Here is a 14,669-nt window from a genome sequence, read left to right on the forward strand (position 1 = left end):
CGAGGTAGATAGGGCAGGGGTGGAAGTGTGGTAACACATGGAGCTGACTGTTACTAATAGGGTGAGGGCTTGACCAAGAAATGAGAAAGGCGGTTGCAAAGTAGCTGCCGGACTCACGCAGAGGTAAAATGATTCCATTAGGATGTAACATGTATGTAGTTTTGAAGGTACAGTAAATGAGACGGTAACCATTTGGTTATCGTTTTTTTATTTGCTGAAACTATACTGCTGTGTTATCATGTTTATATAAAAAATATCTGTTTAGGAAGGAAGGGCATATGGGAAATCCTAATATTCCAGTAGGTATCTCTGATTTTAAAGAGATACGTGAGAATAATAACTATTATATTGATAAAAGCGGTTTCATATCTGAACTCCTAACCGATGGTGCAGCGAAAGTAACATTGATTACCAGACCGAGACGATTTGGGAAAACATTGGGCATGAGCATGCTCTACTATTTCTTTAATGTTCGAAATGAGAGTCAGAAATTATTTGAAGGGCTTGAAATTTCAAGAAATCACGAGCTTTGTGAAAAATGGTTGAATAAGTGGCCTACTATTTTTTTGACATTTAAAGATATAGATGGACTTGATTTTGCAAGTGCGTATGACCAGCTGGTATTTACCATCTCTGATTTGTATCAGAAATACAGTTTTTTGCTGGAAAGCGAAGAAATTGATGAAGAAGATCGTAAACGCTTTAAACTTCTGAAATCTGGTGAGGGAAGCAAAATTTTGGTTATCAGATCTCTTAGTCTGCTTATGCGTCTGCTCGAGAATTATTACCATAAGCAGATGATTTTGCTTATAGATGAATATGACGTTCCTATAGCAAAAGCCAGCAGCAAAGGATATTACCAGCAAATGCTGGAAATTATCAGAGGTATGATGAGTACTGCATTAAAAGATAATACTTCATTGAAATTTGCTGTTATCACAGGCTGTCTGCAGATTGCAAAAGAGAGCATTTTTACAGGGACAAATAACTTTGTTACAGATACGATTGCAAATACCGGATTCAATGAATATTTCGGATTTACCCAGCAGGAGGTCAACAAAATCCTGGAAGATACAGGGACAGTGCAGTATGCAAAGCAGATGAAGGAATGGTACGATGGATATCATATGGGAGAAATTGATGTGTACTGCCCGTGGGATGTTATGAATTATTTGCGGGAACTTCAGAGAAATCCCAAAGCGCAGCCAGTCAGTTATTGGAAAAATACCAGTGACAACGCAATTATCCGCTCTTTCATCGATTTTGCAGGCAATAGCATTACGGACAAAATGGAAACATTGCTTTCTGGTGGATATATTCTTCAGGATATTGATGAGAACCTGACTTATGATTATTTGCATTCATCCGAAAGTAATCTTTGGAGTATTCTTTACATGACTGGTTATCTGACAGAAGCGCGGATTTCAGAAGGGAAAACTGCATTTTCACCGGATACCAAAGCATTAAAGATACCAAATGCGGAAATAAGAGAAATTTTTGAAACTACGGTAATGAAATGGTTTGCTGACAGTGTGAAAAAATGGAATCGAACAGCGATTTTTCAGGCTCTCTGGAATCAAAAACCAGAAATTATAACCAGAGAAATGAATCTATTGCTGTGGAATACCATCAGTTATCATGATTATAAAGAAGACTTCTATCATGCGTTTCTCACAGGCATTTTTATGGGAGCTGGTGAACAGATTGAATCGAACAAAGAGCATGGATTGGGAAGACCAGATCTTGTGATTATTGATAAAGCCAATGGAAAGGTAGCGATTTTCGAAGTAAAATATTCGCAAAGCATGAAACAGTTAAATAAAGATTGTGATAAAGCACTGGCGCAGATGAAAGAGAGAAAGTATGCAGAGGATTATAAGGACAGGTATAAAGATATCTTTTGTTATGGAATCTCATTTTATAAAAAGGAATGTCTGGTGAAAATGCTGGAGTCTTAGAACCTGTTTAAACACGCTCTGGAAAAGGTGAGGAAGCATTCCCTCACCTTTTTCCAAGTTCCCAGAAAGCCACAGCACTTGCGGCAGCTACATTCAGGGAATCCACTTCATGGGACATGGGGATTTTTACTGTGTAATCGCAGCCGGTGATGGTTGCATCCACCAGTCCGTCTCCTTCAGCTCCAAGGATAATCGCCAGTTTTTCTTCGGCTTGAAGGGCTGGGGCGTCAATGCTGATGGAATCGTTCCGAAGAGCCATTGCTACAGTTTTAAATCCGAGAGAGCGAAGCTGCTCCATTCCAGCTTCCGGCCAGGACACTTTTTTATGAAAATAAGTCCATGGAATCTGAAAAACAGTACCCATACTTACCCGGGTGGCTCTGCGGTAAAGAGGATCACAACAGCCTGGGGTGAGAAGAACCGCATCCATATGAAGCGCGGCAGCTGAACGAAAAATGGCTCCGATATTGGTTGGGTTCACTACATTTTCCAGAATGGCGATACGGCGGGCATTTTTGCAGATATCTTCCACAGAGGGAAGGTCCCGGCGAGTCATGGCACAAAGCATTCCACGGGTAAGTGCAAAGCCTGTAAGCTTTACAAGTACCTCATAATCTGCTGTATAAACCGGAATTCCCGGGAACTTTTGTAACAATTCTTTTCCTTCTTTTTCCAGATCCTTGTGTTGAACTAAAAAAGAAACCGGCTGATATCCGGCATTGGCCGCGCGTTGGATTACCTTTGGGCTTTCTGCGATAAAAAGTCCTGGTTTGGGCTCATAGAATCGTAGAAGCTGCACCTCCGGGATTCTGGCGTAAACATCCAGCTCTGGGGCAGTGAAATCTGTTATCTCAATTCGGTTACTCATTTCGTTTTCTCCTGTTTTTCAAGTGCTTTTTAAATGATACTTGTTTGATAAAGCATTTTATTATCAGCATTATTATAAGGGAAAGACAGGTAAATTGCGATTCTTTTTTCAGCATATTTCTGCAATCGACACGCCTCGCTTGGCGGTATATTTTGTCAAACACGCTCTAGCCCGGGAAAGGAAACGATATGAGAAAAATTAGAATTTTAGGGACTGCTGTTATTACTCGCCAATTGATGGGGAAAAGGATGTCACGTTTAAAATCATCCAGAATGATCAGGCAGTTGAAACTCTTGACAGCCTTATGACGACACAGCAGTTCCGGTAATTTATGAGGGAACATCAGAGAGTGAGAAAAAGTTCACATTGCGAACCAGCTTATCAGTTCGCGCAGCGGCTCATGCGCAGACGATAACTATTTCCGGAATACTGGATTATCTGCGAATAAAAAGGTAATTTCCTATTGAAATAATAGGAATTAGAAGGTATAATCTTCTGTAGAGTGATTTTGCATTTGCAGAATCACAGAGCAGGAGGAATGAAGATGAGAATATCCACTAAGGGTAGATATGCAATAAAGTTAATGCTTGATCTGGCTACCAATGACAATGGAGAGCCGATCCGGCTGAAAGATGTAGCACGTAGACAGGAAATTTCCGAGAAATATCTGGAGCAGATCATTTCCGTGCTGAACAAGGCCGGATATGTGAAGAGTGTCAGAGGACCACAGGGCGGCTATTTACTGCAACGCAGACCAGAGGAGTACACCGTGGGCATGATCCTCAGACTTACCGAGGGCTGCCTGTCACCGGTAGACTGTGTAGCACCGGATGGAGCCGGCTGTGAGAAAGGGGATGCTTGTGTTACCCGTATTCTCTGGAAGAAGATTGATGATGCCATCAATGAGGTGGTAGATAATATTACACTGGGAGATCTTCTGGACTGGCAGGCTGCAAGTGCAGATGATTATGTGATCTAAAGGTTACTGTTCACTGGTAACATTCCGCGAGGTGTTTTTTGTGAACAAAGTTCACAGAAAACCCGAGAGTTGCGGCGCGAAATCATGCAAAGCATGATTTCTGTGCATCGCGAAGCGTGTTACTGTGAACGGAGTGAACAGTAACAACAAATCGCTTACTGCTGCTATTTTTATAGCTGCATATGATAAAAATCATCTCGCTTCCGGCTTGGGCTGAGCAGGGACTTCTGCGTCAGTGCACTTGGAATTCTGCGCCTGGAAGGTGATAGTCACTTTGAATAAATCCCCATCCAGGTAAAGCTGGAATTTGCCGCCCTGGAGCTCAGTAAGACTTTTGGCAATGCTAAGTCCAAGCCCGCTTCCCTCGGTGCCACGGGCTACGTCACCGCGGACGAAACGCTCGGTAAGTTCCTCGGCAGCGAAATTTAACGGCTGGGCGGAAATATTTTTCAGGGTGAAAACCACCTGACCGTGGGCGTTCATTACTTCCGCGTAAACCCGGGTGTCTTCCATGGCATATTTTGTTACATTTCCGAAAATATTTTCCAATACACGCCACAGCCGCTGGCCATCTGCATAGATTACAGAAGGTTCATCTGGAAAATGTACCATCATGGTAAGATGGTGTTCTTCGAAACGCTCCTCGAACTCTCCGATTACCTGATGGAGCATTTCTACGAAATCAAGATTATTCATGTTCAGTGTCAGATTTCCGGTGCTGGCCTTGGAGGCTTCTACAACATCCTCTGTGAGTACCTTCAGCCGGGCTGCCTTGGCTTCCAGAATATCCAGATATTCCAGGACTTTCGGATCTGTAAAATTCTCACGTTTCAGAAGATCAACGTAGCTGATAATGGAAGTCAGCGGGGTCTTCAGATCGTGGGAAACGTTGGTGATCAGCTCGGTTTTCATCCGCTCATTTTTCACACTGTTTTCTACGGCTGCGTCAAGACCGCTTCCAATGTTATTAATATATTCTGCAATATGTTTATCATCGCCCCAAAGCCGTTCCAGAGGAATTTTATATTGCAGGTTTCCATTGGAAATTTCTCTCAGTCCTTTTATGATCTGTTCTCTGCTGCAGGCTTTTGTAATGACATATAGCAGTATCAAAAGATCAGCCAGACAGCTGAAGAAAAAGAACAGCTGCATGCTGCCAAGTAAGGGACCGCAGATTATATATTTGATGAAAAGAAAGCAAAGAAAAGCGAAGGTTGCTTTCAGTCTGGCAGCAGTGTTTCTGGAGTAGAGATCAGCAAGGGCGTGAAGCTTGTGACTGGCTGAATGAATCAGTCTGGAGGTCAGGACAAGAAGACGGCGCAGGATGCTGTTTTTCCAGAGCTGCTTTGCCTTGATCCGCCGTACCAGGCTAAGGTAGCCAATCTGGAACCAGAATAAAGTGTAAAGCCCCAGAATCATAAGCTTCAGCAACAGACTCACATCAAGGAGCGATGTGGCACGCAGTCGGTCAGTCTGATAGTCTGCAAAGGACAGGCATTGTAAAAGGAATATCAGGACAGGAAACCATGCAAGCAGAATCAGTCCTGCAGAAAGCTCGGTTGGCCAGCGGTCAAAAAAGCAAAGGTGCAGCTTTTGGTCGCTGTTTTTTCTTCCGGCAATTGCTGTTAGCCATACAAACGCAGCCAGGAAAAGAAAGCCGCACAGCAGGAAGAAAAGAAATACCGGCTTCTGATATCTGGAATAGTTTTCAAAAAATGTTTTGTCAGTGGCAAAGGTATCGGAAACAGGAAATGCCTGATCCACATAGGCGGCAAAGATGAAATTGCTGTTTACTGCTGGCAGCAGGGAGTTTGCCACCTCCTTCCAGGAGTCGCAGGTAACATTGTTTCCGGGGAAAGTATTGTATTTCCTGAGCCCTGCCAGGTTGCTGGTAAATCCATCTGGTTGATATTGGATAAGAACATAGGAAATACCATTTATAGATTTTAAAAGATCTGTCAGTTTTGTGCAATAATCGATGGTGCCCCCCATATTGTCAGCTGTAGGATTTTCTATGGCTGAATCAGCGTGTGTTACACTGCGTTCCAAGGTATAGCCCAGCTGGGCTTTCAGCTTGCTGTTATTGGAAATAACCTGTCCGTCATCCTCGTTAATGTAAATGTAACTCATGTTGGAGTGACCCTGGGAATAATTTTTCAGAATCTGCTCCTGCTGGATATAAAAGTCAGTTCTGGAAAGAAGGCTGTAAAGAGATTCGAAAGCCTCATCTATGCGGTCGTTCCATTTGGCATTGGAATTTAGAACATCCAGAATGCTGTCTGCGCCTTGGGGCGGATAAGCCTCTGTTGGTTCATAATATCCATCATAGAGGGAGATGGAATCATAGAGCACTTTGCCGCCCCCGGATGTGATCTGAATGCCGGAAAGATCATCCATTACACCATATTGCATGTCGTCTTTGATGTCTTCGATAAGCTGTTTGAGATTTTCATCGTAGGATGCTATTTCAGTTGCAGAGTCACTGAATCCGTAATACTCCATATCCACAGAAAAATCCAGTTCTCCGCTGTCAATTTTTTCCAGAAAATCCTGAACATAATAATAATGCCGGGAAAGTGACTCGCCGGCAGAAGAAGCCTGGTGGCAGATCACAATGGGATTTCCACTGGAGGTATCAAAGTCCTGCGCCCATTTTTCCAGGTCTGAAACTGAATAGGCCAGACCGGAGGTGTTTTGAAAAGAGATTTCTTCATCGTTGGCAATTTCATTAAGATCAACTACTTGGGATGCAGATGTCTGATTTAAAGAAGCGTGAGCCTCAGATGAGGCATTTTTGTCAGATGACTGGGAAGCTTCATTTTGGGCAAGGCCTTTCCAGGATACATTAGTATAGGGAAATGTAACAGAAATTCCGTACATCACGTCATAGGCTGCGTCGTAGAGGGTATTGGCAAATGCCGTGGAATCCAGATAATCTTTCCCGGAATCAGAAAGCCTCAGACCATGTGCCAAAGAGGTAATTAAAAATAAACCTGAGAAGATTACAGCTCCCAGAAAAATATATTGAAATAGGAGCAAAAGCCCTTTGATACCAGGGCTGCGGTGCCATTTTTTCTTTTCCATATGATTAATCCCTTTCTTGATAATGTGCTGCTTATCGTATTGGTAACGCCATTTGGCATATTCAATAGCGAATCTTTCAAATACTTTTAATCAAAGCTTTTCAATTTTATATCCAAGTCCCCAGACAACTTTTAAATACCTGGGCTCCTTGGGATTGATCTCAATCTTTTCCCGGATATGCCGGATATGCACGGCAATTGTGTTATCTGCCGCAATTGCTTCTTCATTCCAGATATTTTCATAAATTTGATTGATGGAAAATACCCGGCCCTGATTCTTTATGAGAAGAAGCAGAATATTATATTCAATTGGCGTAAGCCTCAGGGTTTCGCCATCCACCTGAACTTCTTTCTGATCGTCATTCACCGTCAGCCCGCCGGTTGTATAAATATGCTGACTTTCACAGGAAACCGCTGCACCCAGCTGGGTATATCTTCGAAGCTGGGAACGAACCCTGGCAATCAGCTCTAAAGGACTAAAGGGCTTGGTTACGTAATCGTCAGCTCCAACATTCAATCCAAGAATTTTATCTGCATCCTCGGACTTTGCTGAAAGAATAATAATAGGAAGAGAATGTTCCTCCCTGATTTTCAAAGTTGCCCTGATGCCATCCAGCTTCGGCATCATTACGTCGATGATCAACAGATCTACCTCATTTTTCTGTAAAACCAAAAGTGCCTGTTGTCCATCGTAAGCCTTTAGAATCTGGTGACCTTCCTGTTCCAGATAAATGCTGATGGCTTCTACAATATCTTTATCATCATCACATACAAGAATTGTTGCCATTTTCTTTTTCACCTCCCCTGTAATATATAAGGTATCAGACAAAATTTAAGATGAAAGGGGTAAAATCTTAAGATATTCTTATGAAAATATTGTACGTAAGCTTATGGATACACTGCACTGTGTAAAAACGTACTTGTCCGATAAATATAAGTGTAAAAGAAAGCCCCGCTAAATGCAACAATATTGTCGGCTTTTGTCAGCTTTTAGCTGCTCCACTCTTTTTTGAAAGTGAGCAATAGGGTCATCATACTGTTTTTCCAATTCATCCAGCCAGCCAATAGATTCTATTGTTTTCTGGCGGGAGTATTTCTTAGCTTTATCGTAATATGTGTCATTATGCCTAAAAAAAACAGAAAAACTTTCGCGAGTTGACCTGTTGCGTATTGAAAAGGAATAGCTTATAATATTTTTAATAGTTTTAATCGTTGGATTTACATTCAGAAATGGAAAAGGACGCGTATGAGACAGGAGAAGAGAACTGAGACAATTACATACATAGTAGATGAGTCATATCGAATTCAGTATATGAGTAAAGCACTGATGAAACAGTTTTCGGATTTTGAGCCCGGAGAGATCTGTTATGAGAAGTTTCGGGGAAGAGAGAAGCCCTGTCGTAATTGCCCGTTGGCACATCCGAACCGGAAGACCGATTTATTCTATAATGAAGATCAGAGGAAATGGCTGAAAATCAATGCCGGAGAGGTCGAGTGGCCGGGAGCAAGGAACTGTCATGTAATTTTGGCAAAGGATATTTACGAGGAAGATATGGATAATCTTTGCCGTTTTGTAAATATGAAGAAGGAGATCCTGGAACGGAGAAACCCGGGCAAGACGGAGAAGAATAAGCTTACAGGTTTATTTGCCAGAATTCCTTTTTTTACACAGACAGAAACCTTTCTCAGAATAAATGAAGCTGCGGCAGGGAAATACTGTCTGGTAGCCATTGATATTGAACATTTTAAGCTTTTTAACGAATGGTATGGTCAGGTGGCAGGAGACAAGCTCCTGAGAGAAATCGGGGCGCATCTTAATAAAATGCGTCAGGAATTTGGCGGGATTGCCGGATATATGGGTGGGGATGACTTTGTAATTGTTCTTCCAAATGATGAAAAAGTTCTCGAAAATCTGAAATGCCGTATTACCGGATTTGTGCGTGCATACGGTGGACATACCGGATTCCTTCCTGCTTTTGGTTTTTATGTAATTGATGATATCAGTCTCAGTGCTTCACAGATGTATGACCGGGCAATTCTTGCGCAGGAGACAGTAAAGGGAAATTATGCTGTACGCTGTGCTTATTACAGCTCAGATATGAAGACACGCCTGGAGAATAATCATGTGCTCCTTGCTGAAGTGCAGGCCGGTCTGGAAAGAGATGAGTTTATCTACTATCTTCAGCCGAAATGTAATCTGAACACAGGTAAGATCGTCGGACTGGAATCTCTGGTGCGCTGGAAGCATCCTGAGAAGGGAATTGTGGCACCTGGATATTTTATTCCGGTTATGGAGAGTAACGGACTGATCACAGAACTGGACATGAAGGTGTGGGAGCAGGTTTGCCAGACGCTGCAGGACTGGATAAAAAGCGGACACAAGGTAATTCCTATTTCTGTCAATGTATCCAGTGTGGATATTTATGCAATTGATGTAGTAGAGCATTTTAAAAATCTGGTTCGCAAATATGGGCTTCCGCCGGAATATGTAGAGCTGGAGATTACAGAAAGTGCTTATGTAGAAGAATATAAGGTGATTACCGGTGTGGCAGAGGCACTGCGAAATGCAGGCTTTACCGTTCTGATGGATGATTTTGGAAGCGGATATTCTTCTTTGAATATGCTGAAGGATGTAAATGTAGACGTTCTGAAGATTGACATGAAGTTCCTGAAAATGGATGAGAATACCATGGACAAGGGAATGGGAATTCTTGAGGCTGTTACCAGAATGGCAAATATTATGGGACTTCGCATGATCGCAGAGGGCGTTGAGACGGAAGACCAGATCAATTATCTGCTGAATATGGGCTGTATTTATGGCCAGGGTTATTTCTTCTACAAGCCTCTTCCGGTTGAAGAAATAAAAGTACTTCTCAATGATGAGAATAATGTGGATTACCGGGGGATTCAGGCACGAAAAATTGAGCATGTACGTTTCAAGGATCTGTTTCAGTCTGAGCTGGCAAGTGACAGCATACTGAATAATATTCTTGGACCAATTGCCATTTATGATGTATATTGTAATAATGTAGAATTGCTGCAGGTAAATGATAAATACTGTCTGCTGGTTGGACAGGATCCTGTGGATCTGGCAGAGAATGTTCAGGTTATGGAGGCAATACACCCGGATGACAGGAAAAAAATGCAGAATATTTTCCAACGGTCTTTCCAGAGACTGGCTGAAGGTGCAGAGGGAACTGTGCGCCGCAGAAGAGAAGACGGTCAGTATATATGGATAAATATCAAAGCATTTTTCCTGAGAGAACAGGATGGACATAAAATGTTTTATGGAGCTGTCCGGGACGTATCCGAAGAAATGAATCAGTTCCAGAAATTGATGTTTTATCAGAACAGGGGAAATTAATGTAAATGCAAGGGCGCGTTGTCCTTGCATTTTAAATTGGTTTGTGGCATAATCTGTGATAATAACTTAACAAGCCGGAAACATAGCCGATTAGGCTTTTTTACGGCTTCATTTCAAGATGACAGGTGAGAAAATGTCTGGTTTTACGAAAGAAATTATTATCAGGACTTTGTTTGAACTGCTTAATGAGAAACCTCTTGCGAAAATTACAGTGAAGGATATTGTGGAGCGCTGCGGTGTGAACCGGAATACTTTCTATTATCATTTCCGCGATATTTCTGATGTTGTGGAATCAGCTCTTCTTCGGGAAGTAGACAACGCTTTTGAACATCCGGTGGAAGTGGATTCTATGCTGGAATGCCTTGAGGTACTGGTGAAGCTGATCGGAGAGAACAAGAAGGCCATGCTCCATATTTACTGTTCCGTGCAGAGAGAAACGTTTACCAGTGCACTGGATAAAATGTGCCAGTATGTTATAAAGCAGTATATCGTACATAATTTTAAAGAAGAAATTATGGAAAAAGAAGATATGAAGGTGCTCATGCATTTTTATAAATGTGTAATGATCGGAGTGATTCTGGACTGGATGGATCACAGGATGTCTTATGATCTGACAGAATATGCAGGGAAGCTGCGTGAACTCTATGAAAATACTTTTGAGAAAACATTGGAAAAGGCGGCAGGAACCAAACCTGCTTATCTGAAAATCGTATAGGGAATTTATAAATCTGCTTTTTTCCTCGGAGAATGGAAATGCGGTAAGCTTTTAGGCAAATACAGGATTGTGTCTGAATTTCAGACACAGTCCTTTTTTTGTCCGTTCCTTTTTGAAATTTATCTTACTATAATAAATCCATGAAAAGCAGAAAGGAGAATCAGAATGAATTCGTCAGGAACTTTGAAAATAGCACGAAATGGATATATAGTGATAGCAGTTGTTTTCTGTGCTTTGGGAATTTTTTTGATGGCTGTTCCGGAAAAAGCCGTGAAAATAATTTGTGTTCTTGCAGGAATTCTGTTTATTGCAGATGGAATTATAAAAATAATCGGATATTTTTCCAGAGATTTTTACTGTCTGGCTTTTCAATTTGACCTTGGCTTTGGAATTCTCATGATTGCAGTTGGAATTCTGATTCTGGTGAGAAGGGAAGCCATACTAAGACTGATTTTCGTGATTTTCGGTCTGGTGATTCTGACCGATGCATTGCTTCGGATCCAAATGTCAGTGGAAGCGAAAAAATTCGGCTTGAAGCTCTGGTGGGCAGTTTTGCTTATCGCAGTAGCAACCGGAATATTTGGAATGCTTCTTCTTGTTGATCCGGCAGGAGGTGCAAAGCTGACTGTGGTTTTTACAGGCGTGGCATTTCTGCTGGAGGGAATACTGAAGCTTTGCGTGGTAGTATACACTGTGAAAATCCGTGAGAATGAAAATGTAGTCTGGGAAGATGAATTCAGAGAAATTTAAAGGAGGAGCATTATGAAACTGATTGATAAAGCAAAACAGGCCGCTATGGAAGGTGCTGTAACAAAAGCATTAGAATATCTGGAAAAGGATCCGGAGACAAACATTCCGAAGCTGATGGAGCTGGTAGATAAATTCACTCCGCAGGACTGGTATAAAGGTCAGAGAGATGCCATTCGTAATGCAATCCAGGACACAGACAGCAACTGGTATAAGCTGATCATGAACCTGTATCAGCTGGATCCAGGTGTTCGAAAAGTATTTTTCCAGAACTTTATTGTAAATGCCAGCTTAAAGGGAAGTGCAAGACAGGAAGAGGTTGCTGCACAGAACAATTGCAATGTTCCGTGGGCAATCCTTCTGGATCCTACAAGTGCCTGTAATCTGCATTGCACAGGATGCTGGGCAGCAGAGTATGGTCACAAGCTGAACCTGGATCTGGAGACCATTGACTCCATTATCAGACAGGGTAAAGAGCTTGGTGTTTACATGTATATTTATACCGGTGGTGAACCTACTGTACGTAAGAAGGATCTTATTAAACTTTGTGAGATGCATCCGGATTGTGAGTTCCTTTCCTTCTCAAACGGGACACTTTTCGATGAGGAATTCTGTGATGAAATCTTAAGAGTAAAGAACTTCGTTCCGGCATTCAGTCTGGAAGGTTCCGAGGAAGCCAACGACGGACGCCGTGGAGAGGGAATCTATCAGAAGGTTATGCATGCAATGAAACTGTTGAAGGACAGAGGTCTTCCATTTGGAGTTTCCACCTGCTATACAGGCATGAACGTAGACAGTGTAAGCAGTGAGGAATATTTTGACAAGCTGATTGACTGTGGTGCATTATTTGCATGGTTCTTCCATTACATGCCAGTTGGAAATGATGCTTCACCGGAGCTTCTTCTGACACCGGACCAGCGAGAAGAAATGTATCATGCAATTCGTAAATTCAGAAGCACAAAAGCAATCTTTACGCTGGATTTCCAGAATGATGCTGAATTTGTACATGGATGTATTGCAGGTGGAAGACATTATCTGCATATTAATGCAAATGGTGATGTGGAGCCTTGTGTATTCATCCATTATTCAAACTGCAATATCAAAGATACTTCTCTTCTGGACGCACTGAAGAGCCCGATTTTCCAGGCTTATCATGATAACCAGCCTTTCAACGAGAACATGCTTCGTCCATGTCCAATGCTGGAGAATCCGGAGATCCTGCGTAAATTAGTTGCAGAGACCGGCGCGAAATCCACTGATCTTCAGTCACCGGAGAGTGCAGAGCATCTTTGCGGCAAATGTGATAAATATGCAGCCTGCTGGAAAGAGAGAGCAGATCAGCTGTGGGATGAGAGACAGAAGGAAAAGGCAGAAAAAGCCAGATGCTGATAGTTTGCTGCAGGAATATGCAGAAAGAATGATTTCATAATAAAGTCTGAGTATAGTATGTCACTTGCAACGGCATCTGTACTCAGACTTTTTGTGCATGAGGAGCAAAAAACAGAGGACTAATAATTGTATGCACCCTCATAAGCATTGCAGCGCTCCTTGCGCTTCGACTGATTTTCGCAGCTGCTGCACCTGTCGCAGAATTCCTGTTCATAGCAGGTGGAACAGACGCAGCCCTTGCAGGCGTTGCGGTCGTAGGCGGAGGTACAGGTGTAAGGAAGTTTATTATCGGTAGTCTTTTCTGACATTTGAATCACGCTCCTTTTTAATGTGATTATAGTGCGAAAAAATATGTGGTTCAATGGGAAAAATCCGAAAAAAGTGAGGCAGATTTTTGGGCACTTTTTCAGGGAAGAAGATGAACAAAATTGACGTGGGTACAGTTTTCTGCTATCATAAATTTGTTCTTTGATATTAGGCGAAATGAAAGTCAGTTACATTGCGTTTGTGGCGATTCCCAGGGGTTGTCCGCATTCGTGCTATAAATGATTCATGATTTTACTTATACAGATATGATTCATGGATGACATTTAGGACTTTTGTGCGAAATAATAGAAAATGAGGTAAAAATAAAATGTGGATAGCAAATGGCTGGAAAGAATACGAAGTAATTGATACTTCCTGCGGCGAGAAACTGGAGAGATGGGGGAAATATCTCCTTGTCCGTCCGGATCCGCAGGTAATCTGGGATACACCGAAGACAGAGCCAGGATGGCGCAAGATGAACGCACACTATCACCGCAGCTCCAAGGGAGGCGGTGAATGGGAGTTCTTTGATCTGCCCCAGCAGTGGGATCTTCATTACAAGAATCTTACGTTCCATCTGAAACCATTCAGCTTCAAGCACACCGGTCTTTTCCCGGAGCAGGCAGCAAACTGGGACTGGTTTGGAGACAAGATCCGCAAGGCTGGCAGACCGATCAAGGTTCTGAATCTGTTTGCTTATACAGGTGGTGCAACTCTTGCGGCGGCAGCCGCAGGTGCATCCGTTACACACGTAGATGCCTCTAAGGGAATGGTTACCTGGGCGAAAGAGAATGCGGCAGCAAGTGGTCTTGCTGATGCACCAATCCGCTGGCTGGTAGATGACTGCGTGAAGTTTGTAGAGCGTGAAATCCGCCGGGGGAATCACTATGACGCAATTATCATGGATCCTCCGTCCTATGGAAGAGGACCAAAAGGCGAAATCTGGAAAATTGAGGATGCCATTCATCCCCTGGTGAAGCTTTGCACAAAGATTCTCAGCGATGATCCCCTGTTTTTCCTGATCAATTCCTACACCACCGGACTTGCTCCGGCTGTACTTACTTATATGCTGGCAACAGAGATGAAGAAGTATAAGGGACATGTAGATTCCCAGGAAATTGGTCTTCCGGTGAAGTCAAATGGGCTGGTATTGCCATGCGGTGCTTCTGGAAGATGGGAAGCGGTTTAAGTTACTGTTCACTGGTAACATTCCGCGAAGTGTTTTTTGTGAACAAAGTTCACAGAAAACCCGAGAGTTGC

The 14,669-nt window shown here is 42.6% G+C and carries 11 protein-coding genes; 7 read left to right on the forward strand and 4 right to left on the reverse strand.

Annotation, left to right across the window (positions count from 1 at the left end; genetic code table 11):
• The first annotated feature begins 278 nt into the window (after positions 1 to 278).
• Positions 279 to 1,958, forward strand: coding sequence for an AAA family ATPase (locus AB5170_RS19015; RefSeq protein WP_215659910.1), 1,680 nt, complete (start codon positions 279 to 281; stop codon positions 1,956 to 1,958).
• A gap of 43 nt (positions 1,959 to 2,001) precedes the next feature.
• Here AB5170_RS19015 and AB5170_RS19020 read toward each other — a convergent pair whose 3' ends face one another.
• A complete protein-coding gene (locus tag AB5170_RS19020) occupies positions 2,002 to 2,826 on the reverse strand; it encodes an RNA methyltransferase (RefSeq protein ID WP_148460988.1) in 825 nt (274 codons plus the stop codon).
• Between the two features lie 544 nt (positions 2,827 to 3,370).
• Here AB5170_RS19020 and AB5170_RS19025 point away from each other — a divergent pair.
• Positions 3,371 to 3,805, forward strand: a complete 435-nt coding sequence (locus AB5170_RS19025; protein WP_173716837.1) for an Rrf2 family transcriptional regulator — start codon at positions 3,371 to 3,373, stop codon at positions 3,803 to 3,805.
• A 192-nt stretch (positions 3,806 to 3,997) separates the two neighbouring features.
• Here AB5170_RS19025 and AB5170_RS19030 read toward each other — a convergent pair whose 3' ends face one another.
• Together AB5170_RS19030 and AB5170_RS19035 are read right to left on the reverse strand one after the other, a co-directional pair.
• Positions 3,998 to 6,889, reverse strand: a complete 2,892-nt coding sequence (locus tag AB5170_RS19030) for a sensor histidine kinase (protein WP_368361978.1) — start codon at positions 6,887 to 6,889, stop codon at positions 3,998 to 4,000.
• A gap of 90 nt (positions 6,890 to 6,979) precedes the next feature.
• Complete coding sequence (locus AB5170_RS19035) at positions 6,980 to 7,675, reverse strand: response regulator transcription factor (RefSeq protein WP_148460991.1); 696 nt, start codon at positions 7,673 to 7,675, stop codon at positions 6,980 to 6,982.
• Positions 7,676 to 8,134: 459 nt separating this feature from the next.
• Between AB5170_RS19035 and AB5170_RS19040 the strand changes: the two genes are divergently transcribed.
• From AB5170_RS19040 to AB5170_RS19055, 4 genes are all read left to right on the forward strand, one after another.
• Complete coding sequence (locus AB5170_RS19040) at positions 8,135 to 10,252, forward strand: EAL domain-containing protein (RefSeq protein WP_215659914.1); 2,118 nt, start codon at positions 8,135 to 8,137, stop codon at positions 10,250 to 10,252.
• A gap of 133 nt (positions 10,253 to 10,385) precedes the next feature.
• A complete protein-coding gene (locus tag AB5170_RS19045; protein WP_215659916.1) occupies positions 10,386 to 10,967 on the forward strand; it encodes a TetR/AcrR family transcriptional regulator in 582 nt (193 codons plus the stop codon).
• A 165-nt stretch (positions 10,968 to 11,132) separates the two neighbouring features.
• The gene (locus AB5170_RS19050) at positions 11,133 to 11,717 is read left to right on the forward strand and encodes an HdeD family acid-resistance protein (protein ID WP_195380081.1); all 585 of its coding nucleotides are present in this window, start codon (positions 11,133 to 11,135) and stop codon (positions 11,715 to 11,717) included.
• Positions 11,718 to 11,729: 12 nt separating this feature from the next.
• Positions 11,730 to 13,103 carry a radical SAM protein gene (locus AB5170_RS19055; protein ID WP_118582075.1) on the forward strand — a complete coding sequence of 458 codons (1,374 nt, stop codon included), beginning with the start codon at positions 11,730 to 11,732 and terminating at the stop codon, positions 13,101 to 13,103.
• A 119-nt stretch (positions 13,104 to 13,222) separates the two neighbouring features.
• Here AB5170_RS19055 and AB5170_RS19060 read toward each other — a convergent pair whose 3' ends face one another.
• Positions 13,223 to 13,411 carry a hypothetical protein gene (locus tag AB5170_RS19060; RefSeq protein WP_118582078.1) on the reverse strand — a complete coding sequence of 63 codons (189 nt, stop codon included), beginning with the start codon at positions 13,409 to 13,411 and terminating at the stop codon, positions 13,223 to 13,225.
• 326 nt (positions 13,412 to 13,737) lie between these two features.
• On the opposite strand from AB5170_RS19060, the gene AB5170_RS19065 reads away from it, so the two are divergent.
• Positions 13,738 to 14,598: a class I SAM-dependent methyltransferase gene (locus AB5170_RS19065; protein ID WP_173773551.1), complete on the forward strand. Its 861-nt coding sequence runs from the start codon at positions 13,738 to 13,740 to the stop codon at positions 14,596 to 14,598.
• Positions 14,599 to 14,669: the final 71 nt, after the last annotated feature.

The sequence above is a fragment of the Ruminococcus sp. RTP21484sp1_RTP21281st1_A8_RTP21281_210402 genome (assembly GCF_040914025.1).
GTDB lineage: Bacteria > Bacillota > Clostridia > Lachnospirales > Lachnospiraceae > Blautia_A > Blautia_A faecis.

Bases quoted from the DNA above. Each gene is read 5' to 3' on its own strand.
- AB5170_RS19060 (WP_118582078.1), bottom strand. From the start codon at position 13,411: ATGTCAGAAAAGACTACCGATAATAAACTTCCTTACACCTGTACCTCC.
- AB5170_RS19045 (WP_215659916.1), top strand. From the start codon at position 10,386: ATGTCTGGTTTTACGAAAGAAATTATTATCAGGACTTTGTTTGAACTG.
- AB5170_RS19020 (WP_148460988.1), bottom strand. From the start codon at position 2,826: ATGAGTAACCGAATTGAGATAACAGATTTCACTGCCCCAGAGCTGGAT.
- AB5170_RS19065 (WP_173773551.1), top strand. From the start codon at position 13,738: ATGTGGATAGCAAATGGCTGGAAAGAATACGAAGTAATTGATACTTCC.
- AB5170_RS19015 (WP_215659910.1), top strand. From the start codon at position 279: ATGGGAAATCCTAATATTCCAGTAGGTATCTCTGATTTTAAAGAGATA.
- AB5170_RS19030 (WP_368361978.1), bottom strand. From the start codon at position 6,889: ATGGAAAAGAAAAAATGGCACCGCAGCCCTGGTATCAAAGGGCTTTTG.
- AB5170_RS19025 (WP_173716837.1), top strand. From the start codon at position 3,371: ATGAGAATATCCACTAAGGGTAGATATGCAATAAAGTTAATGCTTGAT.
- AB5170_RS19055 (WP_118582075.1), top strand. From the start codon at position 11,730: ATGAAACTGATTGATAAAGCAAAACAGGCCGCTATGGAAGGTGCTGTA.
- AB5170_RS19040 (WP_215659914.1), top strand. From the start codon at position 8,135: ATGAGACAGGAGAAGAGAACTGAGACAATTACATACATAGTAGATGAG.
- AB5170_RS19050 (WP_195380081.1), top strand. From the start codon at position 11,133: ATGAATTCGTCAGGAACTTTGAAAATAGCACGAAATGGATATATAGTG.
- AB5170_RS19035 (WP_148460991.1), bottom strand. From the start codon at position 7,675: ATGGCAACAATTCTTGTATGTGATGATGATAAAGATATTGTAGAAGCC.